The sequence below is a fragment of the Ramlibacter agri genome (assembly GCF_012927085.1).
Classification (GTDB): domain Bacteria; phylum Pseudomonadota; class Gammaproteobacteria; order Burkholderiales; family Burkholderiaceae_C; genus Ramlibacter; species Ramlibacter agri.
Genome location: NZ_JABBFX010000001.1, coordinates 2,617,628 through 2,640,951, shown reverse-complemented (window position 1 = coordinate 2,640,951; position 23,324 = coordinate 2,617,628). Strand labels below are relative to the sequence as shown.

The following is a 23,324-nucleotide window of genomic DNA, read 5'->3' as shown; positions in this document are numbered from 1 at the left end:
GGGTTTGGCCGGCCCGGCCAGCGCCCTTGCGGCCGGGCAGGTATCCTTGATCTCGTGCGTTGCGAAGACATCCACACGAACGAGCAGTTCCGGCATCTCTCCACCATTCCCGGCATCGCGATCGACCTGCGCTACGCGGGCGCGAACAATTTCGTCGGGCGCGACCTCTACGGCTCCCTCGACTGCGCCTGGCTGCACCAGCGCGCGGCGCAAGGCCTGGAGCGCGCGGTGGAACTGCTGGCCCAGCAAGCGCCCGGCCACAGGCTGCTGGTGCTGGACGCGCTGCGCCCGCACCGGGTGCAGGAGCAGCTGTGGGACCACCTGGGCGACACCGCACTGCGCCGCTACGTGGCTGACCCGGCCCGCGGCTCCATCCATTCCTTCGGCATGGCGCTGGACGCGACCTTGCTGGACGCCGGCGGCCGCGAGCTCGACATGGGCAGCGGCTTCGACGAGATGACCGAGCTGTCGCATCCGCACCTCGAAGCCCGCCACCTGGCTGCGGGCAGCCTTACGCCGGAGCAGCACCGCAACCGCGAACAGCTGCGCGGCGTCATGTTCGGCGGCGGCTTCCAGGGCATCGAGGACGAGTGGTGGCACTTCGAGATGCTCGATCGCCACCACGTGCGCCGGCACTTCCTGCGCGTGAACTGACCCGGGTGCGGCCGAAAGGCCGTGCCTGTACCATGGGAATGACGCCGCCTCTGCCGCGTGCAGGCACGATGGGGATCACCCATGTACTTCCTCTGGCCCCAGTATCTCTGGCTGTTGCTGGCGCTGCCCTGGCTGGTGGCGGCCTACCTGTGGCTGCTGACGCGCCGCAGCCGGCAGGCCGTGCAATACAGCAGCCTGCGGGTGGCACGGGAGGCGGCGGCGCGCAACTGGCGCCGGCACGTGCCGCCGGCGCTGCTGCTGCTGGCCCTGGCCGGCCTGCTGGTGGCCATGGCGCGCCCGGTGGCGCGGGTGCCGCTGCCCTGGGCGCGGTCCTCGGTGCTGCTGGCCATGGATGTGTCGCTGAGCATGCGCGTCACCGACGTCAAGCCCTCGCGCATCGTCGCCGCACAGGAGGCTGCCAAGCTGTTCCTGCATGACCTGCCGAAGGACGTGGAAGTGGGCTTGATCACTTTCGCTGGCAGCAGCGAAGTGGTGCAGCGCGCCACCCTGGACCGCGAGGCGCTGGTCGCGGCGATCGACGGCTTCCAGATGCAGGTTGGCACGGCGATCGGCAGCGCCATCGTCGTGTGCCTGGCGGAGCTGTTCCCCGACCAGGGCATCGACGTCGGCGAGATGACCTTCGGCGTGCGGCGGCAGGTGCGCGGCCTGGACGACAAGGACAAGCCCGGCCCCAAGGAGTTCCAGCCGGTCCCGCCGGGCTCGTACCGGTCGGCGGCGATCATCCTTCTCAGCGACGGCCGCCGCACCACCGGCGTCGACACCCTGGAAGCCGCGAAGATGGCGGCCGACCGCGGCGTGCGCATCTACGTGATCGGCCTGGGCACCGTCAACGGCGACGCCAGCACGCCCGAAGGCCTGCCGATCTACATGCAGCTGGACGAACCGACGCTGCGCGAAGTGGCGCGCATGACCGGTGGCGAGTACCACCATGCCGCCACCGCCGAGACCTTGCGCGGCGTGTACCAGAACCTCGGCAAGCGGGTGCAGGTGACGGCGCGCGAGACGGAACTCACGGGGCTCGTTGCCCTGGCTTCGGCGCTGGTGATCGTGCTGGCGGGGACGCTGTCGCTGGTATGGTTCCGGCGGCTTGCGTGACCTTCCACCACGCCGGCAACAACTCGCGCACCGACGCACGCGCAAACCGGTCGTCGATCAGGTACACGACGCCGCGATCCTCCTGCGTGCGGATCACCCGACCTGCCGCCTGCACCACCTTCTGCAGCCCCGGATAGAGATAGGTGTAGTCGTAGCCCGCGCCGAAGGCGTCCTCCAGGCAGGCCTTCAGCTGCTCGTTGCGCGGGTTCACCTGCGGCAGGCCCAGCGTGGCGACGAAGGCGCCGACCAGGCGGTCGCCGCGCAGGTCGATGCCCTCGCCGAAGCTGCCCCCCAGCACCGCGAAGCCGACCCCGGCGCCGCCCGGCTGGAAGCGCTCGATGAACTGCGTGCGCTGCGCCTCGCCCATGCCGCGCGACTGCGTCCACATCGGCACGTCCGGAAAACTGCGCTGGAACTCGGAAGCCACCAGCTCCAGGTAGTCGAAGCTGCTGAAGAAGGCCAGGTAGTTGCCTGGCTGCGCTTCGAACTGCCCGGCGACCAGCCGCGCGATCGGCGCCGCCGAACGTTGCCGGTCCGGGTAGCGCGTCGAGATGCGGTTCACCACCCGCACCTGCAGCTGCTCGGGGCCGAAGGGCGACTCGACGTCGATCCACGCCGTGTCGTCCGGCAGCCCCAGCATGTCCAGGTAGAAGCGCGGCGGATTGAGCGTCGCGGAAAACAAGGTCGCCGTGCGCGCCGCCGCGAAGCGCGGCTTGAGGAAAGGCGCGGGGATCAGGTTCTGGATGCGGATGGTGACGGCCGGCTTGCGCGCGCTGGTGGCGTGGTCCGCCAGCTCCAGCACCGAGTGCGGGCCGAAGCTTTCGGCCAGCCGCAGGAAGCCCACCATGTCGAAGTAGCACTGCTGCAGCGATGCATCCACGGCACCGGGAGCTGCGTCGGTGAAGTACGCCTCCAGCCCTTCGCAGGCCTTCTTGAGCGCCGCGACGAAGGGGCCCGGCACGTCGTCGGGCGGGCCTTCGGCCTTGCGCAGCGCGTTGAAGCCGCGGTTCACCTTGTCCAGCGCCAATCGGACCGCCTTGGTCGCGCCTGCGCGCACCTCGCGGAACGCTGCCTGGCTGAGATCCGCGGAGTACATCGTGCGGGCCCGCTCGACGAGGTTGTGCGCTTCGTCCACCAGCACGCCCACCCGCCATTCGTGGGCCTGGGTCATCGCGTGCAGCATCGCGCTCACGTCGAACCAATAGTTGTAGTCGCCGACCACCAGGTCCGCCCAGCGCGTGGCCTCCTGCGCCAGGTAGTAGGGGCAGACCGCGTGCTTGCGCGCGACTTCGCGCAAGGTTCCGGCATCGAGGTGGCCGGCGGCCAGGGCTTCGGCACGTGCGCCCGGCAGGCGGTCGTAGAAGCCGCGCGCGAGCGGACAGGATTCGCCATGGCAGGCCTTGTCGCGGTGCTCGCAGGCCTTGTCGCGCGCGGTCAGTTCCACCACCCGCAGCCGCAACGCCGGCGCGCTGCGGACTATCAGTTCCGCCCCATCCAGCGCCAGCTGGCGGCCGGTCGTCTTGGCCGTCAGGTAGAACACCTTGTCGATGCCCTGCGGCGCCACCGCTTTCAGCATCGAAAAGATGGTGCCCACCGTCTTGCCGATGCCGGTGGGCGCCTGCGCCAGCACGCAGCGGCCGCTGGCCGCGCCCTTGTAGACCGCTTCGGCCAGTTCGCGCTGGCCGGTACGGAAGGACGGGTAGGGAAAGGCCAGTGCCGTCAGGGCCTGGTCCCGCGTCGCGCGGTGCTCCAGCTCCTGCGTGGCCCAGGCCAGGAAGTCGCGGCAGCTCGCTTCGAAGAAGGCCCGCAGCGCATCGGCCGAATGCGTCTCGGCGAAGGTGGTCTCTTCCTGGCTGGCGATGTCGAAGTACACCAGCGCCAGCTCCACTTCGGCCAGCCCGCGCGCCTGGCACAGCAGCCAGCCATAGACCTTGGCCTGCGCCCAGTGCAGCGCACTATGGTTGGCCGGCTGGCGCGCGATGTCGCCGCGGTGGGTCTTGATCTCCTCCAGCCGGTTGCGCGCGGGGTCGTAGCCGTCGGCGCGGCCGCGCACCGTGAGGTGCTCGAATTCGCCGCGCAGCGTGATTTCCGTCTCGTAGCCGTCGCCGCGCCGCCCCGCCACGAATTGGTGGCCGAAGATGCCCTCCTGCGCGCTGGGCGTGGGGGTGAAGCGCAGGTCCAGGTCGCCGCGCTTGGCGGTGAACTCGCACAGGGTGCGGACGGCGACCGAATACTGCATTGCCCAATGGTAGCCGGGAGGCGAGAATGGGCCAGCCCGCAGGCCCCACCCATGCCCGCCCCGCCGCACGCTCCCGCCCCCGCGAGCTCCCTCGCGGAACCCAGCGTGCTCGCCGACCTGCTGGTCGTCACGGCGGTCACCGCCCTCTTCTTCCTCGTGGCAGTGCAGGTGGAACTGTCCGAGCGCATCGCCGGCTGGACCTTGCGCCACGAAGCCTGGCAGGTCGACGAATTGCCCATGACCCTGGTGGTGCTCAGTGCCTGCCTGGCCTGGTTCGGCTGGCGGCGCTTGCGCGAACGCACCCGCGAGATGCAGGCCCGCCTGCAGGTCGAGGACGCCATGCGGCTCGCCGTGGAAAAGAACCGCGAGCTGGCGCGCCACCTGCTGCGCCTGCAGGAGGACGAGCGCCAGCGCATCGCCCGCGAACTGCACGACGAACTGGCGCAACAATGCGTGGCGATCCGCGTCGAAGCCGCGAGCATCGAGGACGAAGCCCTGGCCTGCGAGTTGCCCGTCGTCGCCGCTGGCGCGCGGACGATCCGCGACGCCGTGGACCACCTGCACGGCGTCGTGCGCGAGATGCTCACCCGCCTGCGGCCGCCGATGCTGGATGCGCTGGGCCTGGAGGCCAGCCTGCGCACCCTGGCCAGCGGCTGGTCGCAGCGCCATGGCATCGCCTGCAGCGTGCGCGTCGATCCCAGCTGCGAGCACCTGCTCGACGAAGTGCAGGTCGCGCTGTTTCGCGTCGCGCAGGAAGCCCTGACCAACGTGGCCAGCCACGCCGGCGCGACCCAGGCGCAGCTGGTGCTGGCCCCCGATGGCACCGGCCTGCTGCTGACCGTGGACGACGACGGCCGCGGCCTCGACGGCCAGGCGCACCACGGCGGCCTGGGGCTGGTCGGCATGGCGGAACGGGTGGCGGTGCTGGGCGGCAGCCTCGCGCTGGCCAGCTCGCCGCGCGGCGGCCTGCGGGTGGCCGCCCGCGTGCCCGGTCTGCAGAAGCTGCAGGCCGAGGAGCTGCCCGCTTGATCGGCATCCTGCTGGTCGACGATCATGCCGTCGTCCGCGAGGGCTACCGGCGCTTCCTGGAACGCAGTGACGACCTGCGCGTGCTGGGCGAAGCCGAGGACGCCGAAGAAGGCTATCGCCTGTGGCAGCAATGCGCGCCGGACGTGACGGTGGTGGACCTCTCCATGCGCGGTACCGGCGGCCTGCGCTTGCTGCAGCGTGTCACGGCGCGCGCGCCCAGCGCCCGCTGCCTGGTTTTCAGCATGTACGAGGACGCCCTGGTCGCGCAGCGCGCGCTGGAGGCCGGAGCGCGCGGCTACGTCACCAAGAGCAGCCAGCCGGAGGTGCTGGTGCAGGCGGTACGCGCGGTGCATGCGGGCGAGGTCTACCTGAGCGCCGACATCGTGCAAGGTCGCGCGGCCCTGGCGCAGGACGCCGGCCGGCTGGCGACGCTGACCGGCAAGGAGCACGAGATCTTCCGCCTGCTGGCGCAGGGGCGCAGCGTCGCCGACATCGCGAGCCTGCTGAACCTGAGCGCCAAGACGGTGGCCAACCACCAGTCGCAGATCCGGGACAAGCTGGGGCTGGCCACCGCCGCGGCGCTGGTGCACCTGGCCTTGCGCCACGGCGTGATCGAAGCGACGCCCTAGGGTCACCCGGGAGCTAGGCCGGGAATTCTTCCCTGTCCTTCGGTGCGCGCGCGGCGCTAGGCTCGCGCTCATCATGCCCACGCTGCGCCCACCTCTCCTGGCCGCGATGCTCGGCGCCGCGGCGCCCGCGGCCCTGGCGCAGGACGCGAACACCGCGCCGACGCTGCCGCAGGTCAACGTGATCCAGCAGGCGCCGCTGCCAGGCTTCGGCATCCCGCGCGACCGCTACCCCGGCAACGCGCAGCAGGCAGACGAAGCGACGCGGCGCGCGGCCGACCCGCTGAACCTGCCGGACTTCATGAACAGCCGCCTGCAAGGCGTGGTGGCCAGCGACGTCCAGGGCAGTCCCTTCCAGGTGGACATCACCTACCGTGGCCAGAAGCTGTCGCCGCTGCTCGGCACGCCGCAAGGCCTGTCGCTGTACCTGGACGGCGTGCGCATGAACCAGCCCTTCGGCGACGTCGTCAGCTGGGACCTGCTGCCGGAAGCCGCCATCGCCGACCTGGTGCTGGTGCCCGGCTCCAATCCGCTGTACGGCCTGAACACGCTGGCCGGCGCGCTGGTGCTCACCACCAAGTCGGGCCGCACGCACCCCGGCGGCCAGGCGGAGTTCTCGCTGGGCAGCGGCCAGCGGGCGCGGCTGGATTTCTCGCAGGGCCTGCGCAACGCGGACGGCTCGCACTTCTTCGCGGCCGCGACGCTGTTCCAGGAACAGGGCTGGCGCGAACGCTCGCCCGGCGAACTGGCCAACGCCTACCTGAAGTACGGCCGCACGCAGGGCGACACCGACTGGAGCGTGAGCCTGCTGGCCGCGGGCAGCAACATCAATGGCCTCGGGCTGCTGAACGACTCGCTGGCGGCCGTCGACTGGCGCGCCGTGTACACCGCGCCCGACACGAACCGCAATCGCGATGCGCTGCTCACCTTCCAGGGCAGCCACGGGATCGATGCCTACAACACCCTGGGCCTGCAAGCCTGGCTGCGCTCCGGCAGCCGCAACGGCAGCACCGGCGACATCGCCGAGGTCGAAGCGGGCGACGACGTGAGCCCGCCGGCCGCCGTCTTCAACCGCAGCAAGTCGCGCCAGGACGAAGCCGGCCTCTCGCTGCAGTGGAACCGCAACCAGGGCATGCACGCGATCACGGTCGGCACCGAGCTGGCGGCCAACAAGATCCAGCACGACCAGTACACGCAGCCGGCGGCTTTCGACGTGAACCGTAACGCGCTGAAGTTCGCCGACGCGGTGGAGGAGCACGAGATCGCGCTCACCGGCCGTACGCAGCGCTTCGCGCTGTTCGCCGCGGACATCCTGTCGCTGTCGGAGCGCGCGCAGCTGGCGCCTTCGGTGCGCTGGAACCTGGTGCGGGTCGAGAACTCGCTGGGCCATCCCGCGCCCGCCACCGACGAATCCTTCCGCTACAGCAAGGTGAACCCGGCGCTGGGTGGCAGCTACGTGGTCAACGACGGCCTGGTCCTGTTCGGCAATGCGGCACAGGGCAATCGCGTGCCCACCGCGCTGGAACTCGGATGCGCCGACCCTGCGACCCCCTGCGTGCTGCCCACCGGCCTGCAGGCCGATCCCTTCCTGAAGCAGGTGGTCAGCCGCACCCTGGAAGGCGGCGTGCGCGGCAAGGTCGCCAGCAGCGTGCAGTGGTCGGCCAGCGTGTACCGCACCGACAACCGCGACGACATCGTGTTCGTGCGTTCGGGCGTATCGCAGGCCGGCTACTTCACCAACATCGACCGCACGCGCCGACAGGGCGTCGAGCTCGCGGCGCAGGGCACGCACGGCGCCTGGGACTGGGTGGCGAGCTACAACTTCGTCGACGCCACCTACCAGTCCAGCGGCGTGCTGCCGGGGCCGCTGAGCACCGATGACAACCCCAACACCTTCCAGCCCGGCACACGGATGGCGGGCATCCCGCGCAACGTCGTGAAGCTGACCGTGGGCTGGCGCGCCCTGCCGCAACTGCGGCTGGCGGCGGACCTGCTGGCCGCCAGCGGGCAGGTGGTGTCCGGCAACGAGAGCGGCACCCAGCCCGAGCTGGGACGCGTGGCCGGTTACGGCGTGGTGAATGCCCGCGCGAACTGGCTGTTCGCGAAAGGCTGGGAAGCCTGGCTGCGCGTCAACAACGTGACCGACAAGCACTACGCCACTTCGGCCGTCGGCAACTACGACTTCTTCCCCGCCGGCCAGGTGCTGCCGGCCGGCGCGCAGCCGCAGCCCGCGCGCTTCATCGGTCCGGCCGCGCCGCGCATGGCTTTCGTGGGCGTGCGCTACGCCTGGGACTGAGCGCGCGGCTTCCGCTACCATGCCTCCTGCTCGCGCCCGCCGCGGGAGCAAGAGGAGACAACATGAAAAAACTGGTGTTCGCGGCGTCCTTCTGTGCCGCCTTATTGCCTGCCATCGTGCCGGCGCAAACCGCGCCCGGCAGCCATGCCGAAGCGCTCAACATGCGGCTGGTCGGCACCAACGACCTGCAGGGCCGCACGGCCTACCAGCCCACCATCCACAAGCAGGGCAAGCGGTGGATCCTCTACGTGGGCCACCACGGCGACAAGAAGCTCAACCCGCTGGATGGCGCGATGGAGGACAACGGCACCTCCATCCTCGACGTCACCGACCCGGCGCATCCGAAGTACCTGGCCCACATCCCGGGCGAGGAAGGCAAGGCCGAACAGGGCGGTGCGCAGATGGTGCGCGTGTGCAGCGGCTCCGACCTGCCGCGCGCCGACAAGAGCAAGTACTACATGCTGCGCGTGTTCGGCAACCAGGCCCACGAGATCTGGGACGTGACGGTGCCGGAAAAGCCGGCGCTGCTCACGACCATCGTGCGCGGACTGAAGGGCACGCACAAGAACTTCTGGGAATGCGATACCGGCATCGCCTACCTCGTCTCGGGCAACCCGCAATGGCGGACCAACCGGATGACGCAGATCTACGACCTGTCGGATCCGGCGCACCCCGTCTTCATCCGTGACTTCGGGCTGGTGGGCCAGCAACCCGGCGCGGGCGGCGCAGTGCCGATCGCGGTGCATGGCGGCATCTCCACCGGCCCCAAGGGCAACCGCGTCTACTTTGGCTACGGCACCAGCACCGACGGCGTGTTGCAGATCGTCGACCGCGAGAAGCTGCTGAAAGGCCCGAAGGAGCCGACGCCGGAGAACCTGCTGGCGCCGCAGATCGCGCGCCTCGACATGCCGCCCATGCACGGCGCGCACACGGTGTTCCCGATGCTGGGCGTCGACGTGCCCGAGTTCGCGAAGAACTACCTGGGCAAGACGCGTGACTTCGTCGTCATCACCGACGAGGCGATCCAGAAGGAATGCCTGGAAGGCCGGCAGATGGTCTGGTTCGTCGACATCAGCACGGAGACGAAGCCGTTTGGCGTCGCCAACTTCACGGTGCCGGAAGCCAGCGGCGACTTCTGCTCGCGCGGCGGCCGCTTCGGCACGCACTCGTCCAACGAGAGCATGGCGCCGGTGTTCTACAAGCGGCTGATGTTCTTCGCGCACTTCAATGCCGGCGTGCGCGCGCTCGACGTGCGCAACCCGATGGCGCCCAAGGAAGTGGGCTTCTACATCCCCGCGATGACGGCCAACACCGTGGTGCTGGAGACGCCGGCCAGTTCGGCCAACGGCCCGCGCCTGCCCTACACCGAGGCCGCCAACCGCCGCGCGATCCAGACCAACAACGTCGAAGTGGACGAGCGCGGCTACATCTACATCGTCGACCGCGCCAACACCGGCCTGCACATCCTGGAGCTGACGGGGCCGGCGCGCGCCATCGCCAACTGGGACGCCGCGGCGAAGGAGTAGCGGTGCTTCGCAGGGTGCTGCTGTTGGGCGCCTGCGGGAGCGCCTTCGCGCTGGAGAGCGTCGTGGAACTGCGCATTGCCGGCGGCAAGCTGCCGGAGGCGCAGCGCCGCATCGTCGCCCTGCAAGGCGATCGCCTGCGCTGGCGCGTGAGCAGCGATGCGCCGGGCGAACTGCACCTGCATGCCTATCGGCTTGCGGTGCGGGTCGGGCCGGGTTCACCGCAGGAACTGGCCTTCACCGCGGCGGCCACCGGCCGCTTTCCACTGGAGTGGCATGCGGGAGCCGGCCAGCACCACGAAGCGCCGCTCGCCTGGCTCGAGGTGCGTCCGCGTTGACCCGCTCGCGGTTTGCCTTCTGCCTCGCGCTCGCATGCGCCGCACCGGCCGCCGGCGCACACGCGCTGCAGGACCGCTATGACCTGCCGCTGCCCTTGTCGTGGGTGGTGGCCGGCGCCGGCGCGGTGGTGCTGCTCACTTTCGTGCTGGCGGCCTTCTTCGCGCGCGGCGCGGCGGACGCCAGCGCCTTGCGCCGCCAGCGCGTGCTGCGGCTTCCGCAGCCACTCTTGCTGCCACTGCAGGCGCTGTCGCTGCTGCTGTTCACCGTCACGGTGGCCGCGGCGCTGTGGGGCACGCAGGACCCGTTGATGAATCTTGCGCCGACGATGGTGTGGATCGTGGCCTGGCTCGGCCTGATCTTCGCGGCAGCCTTCTTCGTGGACCTGTGGCCGGCGCTGGACCCGTGGCGCAGCCTGCATGCATGGCTGCCTTGGCGCAATGCGGGCCCGCTGCGCTGGCCGCGCGCGCTGGGCTGCTGGCCCGCCGTCGCGCTGCTGCTGGCGTGGTGCTGGCTGGAGATCGTCGCGCCGATCGCGAGCTCGCCGCGCCGCATGGGCTGGCTGCTGCTGGCCTGGACGGTGCTCTCGCTGGCGGGCATGCTGGCCTTCGGCCGCCGCCGCTGGCAGGCCCATGCCGACGTCTTCGCGCTGGTGTTCGCCACTTTCGGGCGCATGCCGCCGCGGCGACTGGAGCTGGCCGACCCGCCCTCGGCTGAGTCCGTCGCGGGCCTCGTGGGCTTCGTGCTGGCCCTGTTGTCCACGGTGATCTTCGATGGCCTGCATGGCGCGCCCGCGTGGCTGGTCTTCGAGGAAACGCTGCGCCGGTTCTCGCCCGTGACATTGGACGTGAACGGCCATCTCGCCGGCACCGCGGGGCTGCTGCTGGTATGGCTGGCATTCGTCGTACTGTTCGAAGCCGCCGCGCGCGCAGCGAGCAAGCTCGCTGGCACCGGCCCGGACCTGCGCGAGCGGCTCGCGCTCACCTTGCTGCCCATCGCCACCGGCTACGTCGTGGCGCACAACTTCTCCACCTTCGTGCTGCAGGGCCAGCGCGTGTTCGCGCTGCTGTCCGATCCCTTCGGCCGGCAGTGGGACCTGTTCGGCACCGCGTCCTTCTATCCGGACATCGCCTGGCTCGATGCGCGCGCGATCTGGTTCATCGCCGTCACGGCGATCGTGGCCGGGCATGCGGCTTCGATCTGGTGGTCGCACCGTGTGACCCTGGCGCACGGCGTCGCGCCGCGACGCGCGGCGCTGGCGCTCGCGCCGCTCACGGCGCTGATGGTGGGCTTTACCGCGGTGAGCCTGCTGCTGTTGGCGGCCGGCGAGGCCTAGATGCGCAGGCAGGCCGAACACCGGATCCGCGGCGCAGCCGCACTGGCACGCCCGGGCTGGACCTGGCTCGCCGCCCTGTTGATGAACGCGCCCTCGGTGGGCGGTGCGGTCCTGGTCGGCTGGTTCGCCTTCACGGCCGACGAGCCGGCCTTGCAGGCGCTGGCCGGCATCCTGTTCGCGCTCGCCCTGCTGTGGGCCTGCCTGGTCACGCTGGAGTCGTGGCGGGTGCTGCGGCGCTTCGTGCGGCGAGGGTTCGGCGGGCACGAAGCGGATCGCTGAGCTCCACCTGCATGGAGCAAAGGCCCGGCTCGCGCCGGGCCTTTCACTTTTGCTCGCCGCGTGGCAGGCTGCGGGGCGGCGATCTTGCCGACAAGGAGGCCACGATGAACCGGATGATTCTTGCCGCGGCGACCGCGGTCGTGCTCAGCGCCTGCCAGACGATGGGCTGGACCGAATCGGTCCACCTCGGCGGCGGCCTCACGGGCGCGCAGGAAGTGCCTGCCGTGGCCAGCGCCGGCAGTGGAACGCTGGAAGCGACCTACAACAAGGAAACCCGCAAGCTCAGCTACACCGTCAACTACTCCGGCCTCAGTGGGCCCGCGACCATGGCCCACTTCCACGGGCCGGCCGCGCCGGGTTCCAACGCTCCCGTTGTCGTCCCCTTCGCCAACCCGGCGAACCCGATCAGTGGCGAAGCGACGCTGACGGAGGCGCAGGCCATCGACCTGCTGGCCGGGCGCTGGTACGTCAACGTCCACACCGCCGCGCATCCGGGCGGCGAGATCCGCGCGCAGGTCACGACGCGTTGACCGCGAGGGTGGCCTCGCCTTCCGCCGTGCACCGGCTGCCTGTCGGTGACGGCCATGTGATGCATGTCGAGGAGCATGGGAACCCAGCCGGTCTCCCATTGCTGCTCCTCCACGGCGGCCCCGGATCCGGCAGCTCACCAGCGCTGCGGCTGGGCGTGGACGCGGAGCGCTATCGCATGCTCTGTCCCGACCAGCGCGGCGCGGGACAGAGCACGCCGCGCGGCGGCATCGAAGCGAACACGCTGGCGCACTTGCTCGCGGACTTGCGCCTGCTGCGCGCGCACCTGCATATCGAACGATGGCTGGTCGCCGGCGGTTCGTGGGGCGCGACGCTCGCGCTGCTGCACGCGGTCGATGCGCCCGAGGCCGTGTCGGGGCTGGTGTTGCGCAATCCCTTCCTGGCACGGGCCGAAGACATGGCGGCCTTCTTCGCTGCCGCAGGCTTCCCTCTTCCAGTCACGGTGGATCGGGACGCAGCCTTGCGTTGGTGGCAAGCCGAGCAGCGCCTCGCAGGTGGCCAGCCCGGCTCACCGCCGGACGAAGCGAGGCTGGTCGACCGCTACCGCGTCCAGAGCCACTTCCTGCAAAACCGCTGTTGGCTCCGGCAGCGGACACTTCTCGAGCGCTGCGCCGCGCTGCCCGCCATTCCCATCGTCATCGTGCAGGGAAGCGAGGACGCGATCTGCCCTCCGGCAGGCGCCCGTGCCCTGGCGCAGGCGCTGGGCGAGCGCGCCAGCCTGCGCATGGCGCAAGGCGCCGGCCACGACCCCACGCATCCCGCGCTGGTCGAGGCGATGCGCCAGGCCCTTACGCCGGCAGCATGAAGCGGGCGAAGAAGTCCGCCAGCGCCTGGTGCGCGTCCAGCGGCAGCACGTGCGCGATGTACTGGTCCGGGCGCACCACCACCAGCGCGCCGCGCGCACGGTCGATGCCGCGCAGGTCGAAGATGTCCGGGCCGTTCTTCGGATCCGGGCAGAACACCTTCTCGTAGTCGTGCAGCCCGTGCTTGCCCTTGCGCGGCAGCAGCAGGGCCGGCATGGCTTCGATCGCCAGGTCGCGGTGCGACTGCTGGAAGATCGCCCGCAGGTCGAACACCGCATCGATGTCTTGCCCGGCACGCGTGTAGCGCCGCACCGGCGACTGCGGCGAATCCTGCAGGAACCTGCACAGCGCCCGCAGCGCCTTCTGGTCCGCATCGGCGAAGGCATACAGGCGCCAGCGCCCATCCGCCTTGCCCGCATGCCCCAGCTGCACCGGCTTGGCATCCGTGATGCGCAGCACCGGCGCGGAATGGAAGCGCGTGCCGATCGCGAAGCCGCTGGCCAGGCCCTGGTGCGCCGCCTCGCCGGTGACGAGCGAGGGCTTGTACTGCGTGCCCATGCCGGCGGTGAAGCGGCCGTGGCGCTCGAAGTACTTCTGGAATTCCTTCGGGTCCACACCCTCGGTGTCGCCGCTCGCGGCCTGCCTGGCGCGGTCGCTGAACATCTTGGCCCACTCGCGGTCGAAGTCGATCAGCTCCTGCGCGACCACCTGGCGTTCTTCCGAATAGGTCTGCAGCAGCTGGGGCGCGGCCTGGCCGCGCAGCACCGCGGCCAGTTTCCAGCCCAGGTTGAAGGTGTCCTGCATCGAGAAGTTCATGCCCTGGCCCGCCTTGGGGCTGTGCGTGTGGCAGGCGTCACCGGCGATGAACACGCGCGGCATCCGCCTGGCGTCTTCGCCCGCGGGCACTTCGTCGTACTTGTCGCAGATGCGCTGGCCGATCTCGTACACGGACCACCAGGGCACTTCCTTCACCTCCAGCTTGTAGGGATGCAGGATGCGCTGCGCCGTCGCGATCAGGTGGTCCAGCGTGATGCCGCGATTGGCAACGCGCTCCTCCTCGCCCAGCTTGTCCATCTCCACGTACAGGCGCACCAGGTAGCCGCCTTCGCGCGGGATCACCAGCAGGTTGCCTTCGGCCGACTGCACGGCGGACTTGTAGCGGATGTCGGGGAAGTCGGTGACGGCCAGCACGTCCATCACGCCCCAGGCCTGGTTGGCCGAGTCGCCCACCAGCTGGCGGCCGATCGCCTTGCGCGTCGCGCTGCGCGCGCCGTCGCAGCCCACCACGTAGCGCGCTTTCACCGTTTCCTCGCGGCCCGCATGTTCCAGCCGCACGGTCACCGGATAGTCCTTCGCCTCGCGGTCCACCGTGACGTCCAGCAGCTTGCGCCCGTAGTGCGGCTCCAGCCGGCTGGGCGAATTGCGCATGGATTCCAGGTAGAAGTCGTGCACCCGCGCCTGGTTCAGCACGACGTGCGGGAATTCGGAGAGGCCGTCCTCGGTGTCCTGCACGCGGCCGTGGCGGACGATCCTGCCGGCTTCCTTCTCGTCCGGCTTCCAGAAGGTCACTTCGTTGATCCAGCACGACTCCTTCAGCACGCGCTCGGCGAAGTTGAAGGCCTCGAACATCTCCATGGTGCGGCAGGCGATGCCGTCGGCCTGGCCCAGCTGCAGCGGGCCGTCCTTCTGCTCCACGATGCAGGTGCGGAGATCGGGAAAGGCCGCCAGCTGCGCGGCCAGCGTGAGGCCCGCGGGGCCGCAGCCGACGATGAGCACGTCCACCTGCGCCGGCACCGCGGCCTGGTGCGGCACGGCCTGGGCCGAAGCGTCTTGAAGGTGGGGATCGCCGGGCCGGAAGCCGTCCTGGTGGAATTGCATCAATGTCTCCTCGTGCGGATTTGATAAGTATACATATCAATTTCCAGGAAGCGCAAGATATCCCTTCCGCCATCTAGCCGGAAGGCGGCTCTTGCACCAAGATGCGGGCGTGCCCGCGAACCTATCGCCCGAGTACAAGGCGGCGGAGGCTGCCTTCCGCAAGACGCGCGAACCGCAGGAACGCCTGCACGCGCTGCGGGACATGCTGCGCACGATTCCCAAGCACAAGGGCACGGAGCACCTGCAGGCGGACATCAAGGCGCGGATCAAGGACCTGTCGGAGCAGCTGGAAGGCGGCGCGCGCAAGGCAGGCGGCCATGGCGGCCCCGCGCTCGTGGTCCGCCCGGAAGGCGCCGCGCAGCTGGCGCTGCTGGGTCCGCCGAATTCCGGCAAGTCCTCGCTGCACGCGCGCCTGACGGGATCGAACGCGCACGCGGGGCCCTACCCTTTCACGACGCAGTTCCCGGAGGCCGGGATGCTGCCCTTCGAGGACATCCACCTGCAGCTGGTCGACCTGCCGCCCGTCAGCGCGGAGCATCCCGTGCCCTGGCTGGCGCAGGCCTTGCAAACCGCGGATGCGGCACTGCTGGTCGTGGACCTGGCCGATCCGTCCTGCCTGGAGCAGCTGCAGTCGGTGCAGGCCTGGCTCGCGCAGCAGCGCGTGACCCTGGGCAGGCAGTGGCCCGGCGATGCAGCCCTAGCCTGCACGCCAGACGACGACCCCTTCGCGCTGCGCCTGCCCGCGCTGCTGCTGGCGAACAAGGCCGACGGCAACGCCGATGCGCAAGCCGAACTGCAGGTGTTGCGCGAGTTGAGCGGCGCGCCCTGGCCGATGCTCGCCGTCTCCGCGTCCACGGGCCAGGGCCTCGACGAACTGGGGGCGTGGATCTTCCAGCACCTGGGCATCGTCCGCGTCTACACCAAGATTCCGGGCCATGCGGCGGACAAGCATCGGCCCTTCACCTTGCGCCACGGGCAGACCGTGGGCGACGTGGCGCGGCAGGTGCATGGCGACGTCGCCCGCTCGCTGCGTTTTGCGCGCGTCTGGGGCCACTCGGCCTTCGACGGGCAGCAGGTCGGGCCGGAGCATGTGGTCGACGACGGCGATGTGGTCGAGCTCCATGCCTGAGCCGGTACGCAGGTCGAGCCGGTCCTTCCTACGCCGATTCATGGGCGCCGCTGGCAAGGCGCAGCGGCTGCGGTCCTAAGCTGGCTGCGAATCGACCTCCTGGGAGCCATGATGAAGCGTTCCGTCCTTTCGCTGTCCCTGCTGGCCGCCGTGCTTTGCGCCGGCTGCGCCGACACCTACTACGCCCGGCCGACGGCCTACTATTCCTCGCCGGCCTACTCGCGCACGACGGTGACGACGACGCGCACCACCACCCTGGGCGCAGGCCCGGCGACGATGTCGGGCACCTTGTGCCAGGACGGCACGCTGCTGCCGGCCAACAGCGGCTGCGCGCTGCACGGCGGCGTCGACCGGCAGTCGAGCTACTGGCAGGCGTTCCCGCGCTACTAGGCTTCAGGCGTCCAGCGCACGCAACGGTCGCGGCCCTGTGCCTTGGCGCGATACAGCGCGTCGTCGGCGCGCTGGAGCAGTTGCGCCGCCGACCCGGCGTCCGCAGGCGCGACCGCCACGCCGACGCTGACCGTGCGCGCCTGCTCCGGCCGGTCGGCGAAGCTGGCCACGAAGTCCTCGCGGACATGATTGGCGATCTGCACCGCGCCTTCCCCCGGCGTGGCCGGCAGGATCACCGCGAACTCCTCGCCGCCGAAGCGCGCGGCCAGATCGCCCGGGCGCCGCGCGCGGCCGCGGAGGCAGGCCGCCAGCCGGCGCAGCGCCTCGTCGCCGGCGGGGTGGCCGTGCTCGTCGTTCAGGCGCTTGAAGAAGTCGATGTCGAACAGCAGCAAGACCAGCGGCTTGCCATCGCGCTGGCAGCGCCGCCATTCGGCCTGCAGGCCCTGGTCGAAGGCGCGCCGGTTGGCGGCGCCGGTCAGCGGATCGGTGAGCGCCAGCGCCTCCAGTTCGCGCCCGGCCTGTTCCAGCTGCAGCTCCGCGGCCTTGCGCGCGCTGATGTCGCGCAGGTTCAGCAGCTCGGTGCCACCGCCTGGCGGCGCTGTCGTCAGCCGGATCTCCACCCAGCGCTCGCTGCCGTCCGCGTGGCGCGCGCGCGCCTGCAGCGGCTGGGTCATGCCCAGCGCGATGGCGGACTGCAGCATCGACGCGTGCTCCGGCGCCAGCAGGTCGCCGGCCTCGCGCCCGGCCAGCTCTTCGGGCCGCCATCCGAGCAGCTGCTCGATCGAAGGCGAGACATAGTCCAGGCGGCCTTGGCGCACCGCGGCGATCGCATCACCGGACAGCTGGGCCAGCAACCGGTAGCCGCGTTCGAGTTCGTCGCGTGACAGCACTTCATCCCGTTCGCGCTCGCCGCCCCGGCGAAGTCCCGCCACCCGGGCGCGCCAGACGCTGGCCCGTCCCAGCCCGGGCACGTCGACCGAGGCGACGTCGATCTCGCGCCCATCGTCCAGCAACACCTGCTGCGTCTGCACGGCCGCGGCGCCATCGCTGGGCACCAGCTGCCGCAAGCTGTCGTCCGCCGGTTCGCCGACGTGGATGTGGCCGCTGTGCTCCGGGAACATCGCGACGAAAGCATCGTTCCACAGCAGCGTGCGGTGCGCCTGGTCGAAGGCGCAGAACCCGATGTCGACGCCATCGAGGATCTGGCTCAGCGCATGCAGGTCGGCAAGGGCCTGGGGCATGGGCGCACCCTAAGGCCGGCGCGACGCGGCCGGGGTAGGACCATGGCTCAGCCTTCGGTCAGGCCTATAGTCCAGGGACACTCCTCCGCCACCGGAACCGACCATGTCCACCACCCTCGAATCCCTGGCCCGCGCCTGCCACCAGGCGCTCGCCACCGACCAGTCGCCTGCCGCCCGCGAACGCGTCGCCACGCTGGTCGCCGAAGCCTTGAAGGACCGCGCCTTCGTGCAATCGCAGTTCCCGGCCGGCGCCCCCGAACGCAAGGTCGTCTACGAAGACCCGGAGCTGGGTTTCTGCATCCTGGCCCACGAGTACCGCGGGCCCAAGGAAGGCCTCCCGCACGACCACGGCCCGTCCTGGGCCATCTACGGCCAGGCCGAAGGCGAAACGATGATGAGCGACTACACGCTGGTGGAACCGGCCGCGCCCGGCCAGCCGGCCAGGATCCGCAAGGGCCGCAGCTATGCCCTGGGCCCGGGCGACGTGCATGTTTACAACGAAGGCGCGGTGCATGCGCCGAGCCGCCAGGGCCCGACGCGCCTGATCCGCGTCGAGGGGGTGAACATGGAAAAAGTGGCGCGCGGGCGCTACCAGCTGGCCTGAGGCCGCTTCACAGCCGCGTCAGTACGCCCTAACATGATCCTCCCGCCGCAGCGCTGGAGGTTCTCCATGGCCGCCCGTTCGATCGCTTCATTGACGCTGAGCTTCGGTCTCGTCTCGATCCCGGTGAAGCTGTATTCCGCGACCGAGAGCTCGGGCGCGGTGAAGTTCAACCTGCTGGCCAGGGACGGCTCGCGCCTGAAGCAGCAATACGTCTCCGAAAAGGACCAGAGCGTGGTCGCCCGCGCGGAGATGCTGAAGGGCTACGAATTCGAGAAGGACCGCTTCGTCCTCTTCACGCCGGAGGAGCTGAAGGCCCTGGAGGAGTCCAGCGACCCCAGCATCGACATCATGTCCTTCATCCCCTCCAGGTCGGTCGACCCGCTGTTCTACGACAAGGCCTACCTGCTGGCGCCGGACAAGCGCGGCGCCAAGCCCTATGCCCTGCTGGCCGAAGCCATGCGCCAGAGCGAGCGCTGCGCGCTGGCCCGCTGGCGCTGGAAGGCCAAGCAATACGTCGTGCAGGTGCGCCCGGCCGAAGACGGCCTGGTGCTGCAGCAGCTGCTGTACGCCGACGAAGTGCGCTCGCTGAAGGACCTGGGCATCGAGCAGGTGGACGTGTCCGCCAGCGAACTGCAATTGGCGCTGCAGCTGATCGCGCAGATCTCCACCGACAGCTACGACCCCGCGCAGTACGTCGACGAGGAGAAGAAGCGCATCCTGGCCGCCATCGACGAGAAGATCGCCGGCAAGCAGATCGTGGGCGCGCCGCACGCCGAGGAGCCCACCGCGCAGGTCATCGACCTGATGGAAGCCTTGCGCGCCAGCCTGAAGAAGCCAGCCGCCGCGCCCGCCAAGGCGGCCGCGATCGAGACACAGCCCGTCATCGCCACCAAGGAGCGCAAGGCCGCGAAGCGCGGCGCCGCGCCGGCCGAGGCGGCGGCGGCCAAGCCGCCCGCGAAGGCCCGGGCCGCCCGCAAGTAAGCCGTGGCGCCGGCGGACGACGCTTCCACCTTCACCTTGCGCCGCGTGCAGGCCATGCTGGGCCTGTCGCGGCACATCGTCACGGGCCTCATCGATGCGGGCTTCGTGCAGCCCACGCGCGGCAAGCGCAACGAGCTGCGCTTCACCTTCCAGGACCTCGCGCTGCTGCGCACCGCGCACGCGCTGCAGGCGCAGAGCATTCCCGCGCGCCGCATCCTGCGTTCGCTGGCGCGGCTGAAGGCGACCTTGCCGGCGGAGCTGCCGCTGACCGGCCTGCGCATCACGGCGATCGGCCCGGACGTGGCGGTGCGCGACCGCAGCGGCCGGCTGCAATCCGACAGCGGGCAGTTGCTGATGGACTTCGAAGTGGCGCCGGTGGCGGGGACGGTGACGCTGCTGGAACATGCGGCGTCGCGCGAGGAGCCTTCTGCGCAGGAACTGTTCGAACAGGCTCTGTCTTTGGAAGAAGACGACGCAGCAGCGGCCGAAGCCGCGTACCTGCAGGCGCTGGCCTTGTCGCCGGACCTGGAGGATGCGTACCTGAACCTCGGCGCGATGTGGGCGGAGGCGGGGCGCTTCATCGACCTGGTGCGGCTGTCGGAAGCCGCCCTGGAGAATTGTCCCCAGTCCGCGCTACTGCACTTCAACCACGGGGTGGCGCTGGACCACCTGGAGCGGCTGGACGAGGCGGCGGCGGCGTATGAGCGCAGCCTGGAACTCGATCCGAACCTCGCCGATGCGCACTTCAACCTGGCGCAGCTGCGGCAGCAGGCGGGGGATGAACGCGGGGCGTTGCGGCATTACAGCGCGTACCGGCGTTTGCAGCGCTGAGGAAGTCCAAGCCTTGAAGGTGATCCAGGAGTGCCTCCGCACCGGCAGGAGCACCTGCGCCTGCGCGGAGGGGGCAGACTCATGGCATCGGCGAAAGAAGATCGCCAAGCGTCACGCCATCGGGCACGGCTTCCCGGAACAGGCCCAGGAAGACATCCAGGCCGCAGAAATGGCCGTGTGCGTCCGCGTGCACGATGATGCAGACCGGGTCTCCCGCGTCCGATGAAAAGGCCAGTTCGCAGGAAGTCCGGCCGCCGTCTCCGAACAGGGGGGACAGGCCGGCGCCGGGCGGCACCGCGCACACGAAGGAGTTGCAGCCGCACTCGCACAGGCGCGTGAGGCGGGCCTGGGCGAAGTGCTCCCGCAGCCGCGCGGCGAACGGCACGTCGAAGCGGCTCGCAAGCGCCGTCACCCACTTCGCGGCAGTGGCCTCGGTATTCGGCATGTGCTCCCCTGCTCCTGGTGTTCGCGCGCATTGTCGAGCCGCGCGCGTCAGGCTCGCAACCCCGCATTCGGGTGTGCTCCGTACAAGCCGATATCCCAGAAACTGGAGCGCAGTCCATGATCCCTCTCTTCCTCGGCCGCCTGCTGGCGCTCGCCTGGCTGGCGCTCGCGGCCTGCTCCGCCGCGGCGCAGGTCCGCACACCCCCCGCCGTGCTGCGCGTGCCGGATGCGCGGCTGCCGGTGGAGCTGCGGCGCGTCAGCATCGAAGGCAGTGTCACCGGGCTGGCGGCGCAGACCCGCGTCGAACTGGAGTTCTTCAACCCGAATGCACGCGTGCTGGAGGGCGAGCTGCAGTTTCCGCTGCTGCCCGGGCAGGTGGTGACCGGCTTCGCGCTGGACATCAACGGCGAACTGCGGGCGGCGGTGCCGGTGGAGAAAGCCAAGGCGCGGCAGGTGTTCGAGGACGTGACACGCACGCGCGTCGACCCCGCGCTGCTGGAAGCCGCGGGCGGCAACAACTACAAGCTGCGCGTCTATCCGCTGCCCGCGCAGGGCACGCGGCGCGTCGTGCTGGAGATCGGCCAGACTCTCGCGCGCGGCCCGGCCGCCGGCAAGCCCACGGCGGCGTACGTGCTGCCGGTCGCCTTCGGCACCCGCGTGGACCGCCTGCACGTTTCGGTGCGCGTCGCGCGTTACGAGGGCGCGTTCGCCAACTGGGGCCAGTTCGGCGGGCAGCGACTGGCGGTGCGGCCGCAGCCGGATGGATCGGCGCTGCTGGACCTGGACCGCAGCGGCTACGACGGCCGCGACAGCTTGCGCCTGGACCTCGCCGTGCCGGCCAACGAACCCGCGGTGCTGGCGCAGGCCTTTGGCGACGCCACCTGGTTCTACGCCGAGGCGCCGGTTGCCCTGAAGACGCGGGCGCGCAAGTTGCCGGGCAACGTCGCCATCGTGTGGGACGCTTCCGGCTCGGGTGCGAAGCGCGACCTCGGGCGCGAGATTCAACTGCTAGCCGCGTTCTTCCGCCGCGTGCCGGACGTGCAGGTGCAACTGCTGGTGGTTCGCGACGTCGCCGAAGCCCCGCAGCGCTTCACCGTGGCGGGCGGCAACTGGCTGGCCTTGCGCGAGCACCTGCGCACCCTGGCCTACGACGGCGCGACCCGCCTGGACCAGATGGCCGTGCCGGCCGGCGCCGATCTGGCGCTGCTGTTTTCCGATGGCCTCGGCAACTACGGCGAAGGCAGCCTGCCGACGAGCCCGGTCCCGCTGTACACGGTGAGTTCCACCGCCGGGGCCGACACGGCGCGGCTGCGGCATGCCGCCGAAGCCAGCGGCGCGACCCTTCTGGACCTGACGCGCGCCAGCCCCGTGGCAGCGACGGCCGAAGCGCTGCAGGCCCGCACCCGGCTGCTCGCGGTGGATGGCGCCGGCGCGAGCGACATCGTCTTCGAGAGCCGCTATCCGCAGGACGGGCGCCTGCAGGTGGCGGGACGCCTGGACCAGCCGCGTGCGGAGCTCGCCCTGCAGTTGCAGGAACCCGATGGAACCCTCGTCTCCCGCAAGCTGGTGATCTCCGCGAGTACCGGTACCGCGCCCGGCGCCGTGCCGGTCGCGGCGCAGCGCTGGGCCATGCTGCGGCTGGCCGAACTGGAAGCCGACCGCGATCGCAACCAGGCCGCGATCCGCCGCATCGGCAAGCAGTTCGGCTTGGCCACGAGCGGCACTTCGCTGATCGTGCTGGATTCGCTGGCCGACTACGTGCGCTACGAGATCGAGCCGCCGCCGTCCATGCGCGACGCCTACCTGAAGATGCTGGCCACGCGCGCGCGCTGGAACGGCGATGAGCGCCAGGCACATCTCGAGAAAGTGGTGCGCCGCTACGAGTCACAGCGTGCATGGTGGGAGAAGGACTTCCCCAAGGACGCCCCGCCCCGGACGCAAGCCACGACGAAGGCGGACGAGGAAGCGCGCCAGCGCGAACGCGTGGCGGGCACCGCTCGCCCGATGGCGCAGGCCGTGCCGGCACCGGCGCCGATGCTGCGCGCCGCCCCTGCGCCAGCCGCGGCCGAAGCGCCTGCGGCCGACCGCAGCGCAGGTGGCAATACACGCAAGGACGCCGCCGCCACCGTGGCGCTGCAGCCCTGGCAGCCCGACTCGCCCTACGCCCGCCGGCTGCGCGAGTCCGCGCCGGAAGCGATGTACGCGATCTACCTCGACGAGCGGCCTTCGCATGCGCGCAGCACGGCCTTCTTCCTCGACGCCGCGGACATCTTCCTGGAGCGCGGGCAGCGGATGCTGGCGCTGCGGATCCTGTCCAACCTGGCCGAGATGGACCTGGAGAACCGGCAGGTGCTGCGCCTGCTCGCCTACCGCCTGGTGCAGGCGAAGGAAGTGCAGCTCGCCTTGCCGCTGCTGCGGCAGGTGCTGGCCCTGAGCCCCGACGAGCCGCAGTCCTACCGCGACCTCGGCCTGGCGCTGGCCGCGGCCGGCCAGCCGCAGCAAGCCGTCGAACGCTTGTGGGAAGTCGTCACGCGACCATGGGCCGACCGCTTCCCCGACATCGAGCTGGTGGCGCTCGAGGAGCTCAATGCGATTGCCGCGCGCGATCCGGTCGACGTCTCGAAGTTCGACGCCCGGCTGCTGCGCGCCATGCCCGTGGACCTTCGCGCCGTGCTGGCCTGGGACAGCGACAACACGGACATCGACCTGCACGTGATCGACCCCAACGGCGAAGAGGCCTTCTTCGGCCACCCGCTGACCTACCAGGGCGGCCGCATGTCGCGCGACTTCACCGGCGGCTACGGCCCGGAGGAGTTCAGCCTGCGGCAGGCGAAGCCCGGCACCTATACCGTGAAGGCGCACTTCTACGGACACAACCAGCAGATCCTGTCGGCCGGCACGACGATCATGCTGCGGCTCACCACGGGCTTCGGCACGCCGGCGCAGAAAGACCATGAAGTCGTGATGAGGCTTTCGGGCGCGGGGCGCGAGGTGGTGGTAGGGACTTTCGAGGTGGGCGGCCCTTCGCCCTAGGCCAAAC

At 70.4% G+C, this 23,324-nt stretch carries 21 protein-coding genes; 17 read left to right on the top strand and 4 right to left on the bottom strand.

What is annotated here, in order from left to right; genetic code table 11:
• Positions 1-54: 54 nt before the first annotated feature.
• Both HHL11_RS12770 and HHL11_RS12765 read left to right on the top strand, forming a co-directional pair.
• Entirely contained in the window at positions 55-654 is a 600-nt protein-coding gene (locus tag HHL11_RS12770) for a M15 family metallopeptidase (protein WP_342593210.1), read from the top strand.
• Positions 655-735: 81 nt separating this feature from the next.
• The gene (locus HHL11_RS12765; RefSeq protein WP_169418742.1) at positions 736-1,770 is read left to right on the top strand and encodes a VWA domain-containing protein; all 1,035 of its coding nucleotides are present in this window, start codon (positions 736-738) and stop codon (positions 1,768-1,770) included.
• On the opposite strand, the gene HHL11_RS12760 is transcribed toward HHL11_RS12765, so the two are convergent.
• Entirely contained in the window at positions 1,685-4,009 is a 2,325-nt protein-coding gene (locus HHL11_RS12760; protein ID WP_169418741.1) for an ATP-dependent DNA helicase, read from the bottom strand. The two genes, HHL11_RS12765 and HHL11_RS12760, sit on opposite strands and share 86 nt — an antisense overlap.
• Before the next feature lie 105 nt (positions 4,010-4,114).
• Here HHL11_RS12760 and HHL11_RS12755 point away from each other — a divergent pair, with 105 nt between their 5' ends.
• The 9 genes from HHL11_RS12755 (at position 4,115) to HHL11_RS12715 (ending at position 12,788) form a co-directional block, all read left to right on the top strand.
• Complete coding sequence (locus HHL11_RS12755) at positions 4,115-5,038, top strand: histidine kinase (protein WP_169418740.1); 924 nt, start codon at positions 4,115-4,117, stop codon at positions 5,036-5,038.
• Positions 5,035-5,667 carry a response regulator gene (locus HHL11_RS12750; RefSeq protein ID WP_169418739.1) on the top strand — a complete coding sequence of 211 codons (633 nt, stop codon included), beginning with the start codon at positions 5,035-5,037 and terminating at the stop codon, positions 5,665-5,667. Before HHL11_RS12755 ends, HHL11_RS12750 begins: the two co-directional genes overlap by 4 nt.
• A gap of 73 nt (positions 5,668-5,740) precedes the next feature.
• On the top strand, positions 5,741-7,960 hold the full coding sequence (locus tag HHL11_RS12745; RefSeq protein ID WP_169418738.1) for a TonB-dependent receptor: 2,220 nt from the start codon (positions 5,741-5,743) through the stop codon (positions 7,958-7,960).
• Between the two features lie 62 nt (positions 7,961-8,022).
• Entirely contained in the window at positions 8,023-9,486 is a 1,464-nt protein-coding gene (locus HHL11_RS12740) for an LVIVD repeat-containing protein (RefSeq protein WP_205964268.1), read from the top strand.
• A gap of 2 nt (positions 9,487-9,488) precedes the next feature.
• Positions 9,489-9,821: a hypothetical protein gene (locus HHL11_RS12735; RefSeq protein ID WP_169418737.1), complete on the top strand. Its 333-nt coding sequence runs from the start codon at positions 9,489-9,491 to the stop codon at positions 9,819-9,821.
• Positions 9,818-11,155 (top strand): hypothetical protein, encoded by a 1,338-nt coding sequence (locus HHL11_RS12730; protein ID WP_169418736.1) that lies wholly within the window; start codon positions 9,818-9,820, stop codon positions 11,153-11,155. The genes HHL11_RS12735 and HHL11_RS12730 overlap by 4 nt, the downstream gene beginning before the upstream one ends.
• Positions 11,156-11,434: a hypothetical protein gene (locus HHL11_RS12725; RefSeq protein ID WP_169418735.1), complete on the top strand. Its 279-nt coding sequence runs from the start codon at positions 11,156-11,158 to the stop codon at positions 11,432-11,434. It begins immediately after the preceding gene.
• 104 nt (positions 11,435-11,538) lie between these two features.
• Positions 11,539-11,964: a CHRD domain-containing protein gene (locus HHL11_RS12720; protein WP_169418734.1), complete on the top strand. Its 426-nt coding sequence runs from the start codon at positions 11,539-11,541 to the stop codon at positions 11,962-11,964.
• 26 nt (positions 11,965-11,990) lie between these two features.
• On the top strand, positions 11,991-12,788 hold the full coding sequence (locus tag HHL11_RS12715) for an alpha/beta fold hydrolase (RefSeq protein ID WP_342593209.1): 798 nt from the start codon (positions 11,991-11,993) through the stop codon (positions 12,786-12,788).
• On the opposite strand, the gene HHL11_RS12710 is transcribed toward HHL11_RS12715, so the two are convergent.
• Positions 12,772-14,664 carry an FAD-binding monooxygenase gene (locus HHL11_RS12710; protein WP_169418733.1) on the bottom strand — a complete coding sequence of 631 codons (1,893 nt, stop codon included), beginning with the start codon at positions 14,662-14,664 and terminating at the stop codon, positions 12,772-12,774. The two genes, HHL11_RS12715 and HHL11_RS12710, sit on opposite strands and share 17 nt — an antisense overlap.
• Before the next feature lie 109 nt (positions 14,665-14,773).
• On the opposite strand from HHL11_RS12710, the gene HHL11_RS12705 reads away from it, so the two are divergent.
• Both HHL11_RS12705 and HHL11_RS12700 read left to right on the top strand, forming a co-directional pair.
• Positions 14,774-15,793, top strand: a complete 1,020-nt coding sequence (locus HHL11_RS12705; protein ID WP_169418732.1) for a GTPase — start codon at positions 14,774-14,776, stop codon at positions 15,791-15,793.
• 111 nt (positions 15,794-15,904) lie between these two features.
• The gene (locus tag HHL11_RS12700) at positions 15,905-16,183 is read left to right on the top strand and encodes a hypothetical protein (protein WP_169418731.1); all 279 of its coding nucleotides are present in this window, start codon (positions 15,905-15,907) and stop codon (positions 16,181-16,183) included.
• Here HHL11_RS12700 and HHL11_RS12695 read toward each other — a convergent pair.
• Positions 16,180-17,424, bottom strand: a complete 1,245-nt coding sequence (locus HHL11_RS12695; RefSeq protein ID WP_169418730.1) for a GGDEF domain-containing protein — start codon at positions 17,422-17,424, stop codon at positions 16,180-16,182. The two genes, HHL11_RS12700 and HHL11_RS12695, sit on opposite strands and share 4 nt — an antisense overlap.
• A 103-nt stretch (positions 17,425-17,527) precedes the next feature.
• Between HHL11_RS12695 and HHL11_RS12690 the strand changes: the two genes are divergently transcribed.
• From HHL11_RS12690 to HHL11_RS12680, 3 genes are all read left to right on the top strand, one after another.
• A complete protein-coding gene (locus HHL11_RS12690; protein WP_169418729.1) occupies positions 17,528-18,028 on the top strand; it encodes a cupin domain-containing protein in 501 nt (166 codons plus the stop codon).
• Positions 18,029-18,094: 66 nt separating this feature from the next.
• Positions 18,095-19,009 (top strand): non-homologous end joining protein Ku, encoded by a 915-nt coding sequence (gene ku / locus HHL11_RS12685; protein ID WP_169418728.1) that lies wholly within the window; start codon positions 18,095-18,097, stop codon positions 19,007-19,009.
• 3 nt (positions 19,010-19,012) lie between these two features.
• Positions 19,013-19,840, top strand: a complete 828-nt coding sequence (locus HHL11_RS12680; RefSeq protein ID WP_342593208.1) for a tetratricopeptide repeat protein — start codon at positions 19,013-19,015, stop codon at positions 19,838-19,840.
• A 79-nt stretch (positions 19,841-19,919) separates the two neighbouring features.
• Here HHL11_RS12680 and HHL11_RS12675 read toward each other — a convergent pair whose 3' ends face one another.
• Entirely contained in the window at positions 19,920-20,285 is a 366-nt protein-coding gene (locus tag HHL11_RS12675) for a hypothetical protein (RefSeq protein WP_169418727.1), read from the bottom strand.
• Positions 20,286-20,401: 116 nt separating this feature from the next.
• On the opposite strand from HHL11_RS12675, the gene HHL11_RS12670 reads away from it, so the two are divergent.
• The gene (locus HHL11_RS12670; RefSeq protein ID WP_169418726.1) at positions 20,402-23,317 is read left to right on the top strand and encodes a VIT domain-containing protein; all 2,916 of its coding nucleotides are present in this window, start codon (positions 20,402-20,404) and stop codon (positions 23,315-23,317) included.
• Positions 23,318-23,324: the final 7 nt, after the last annotated feature.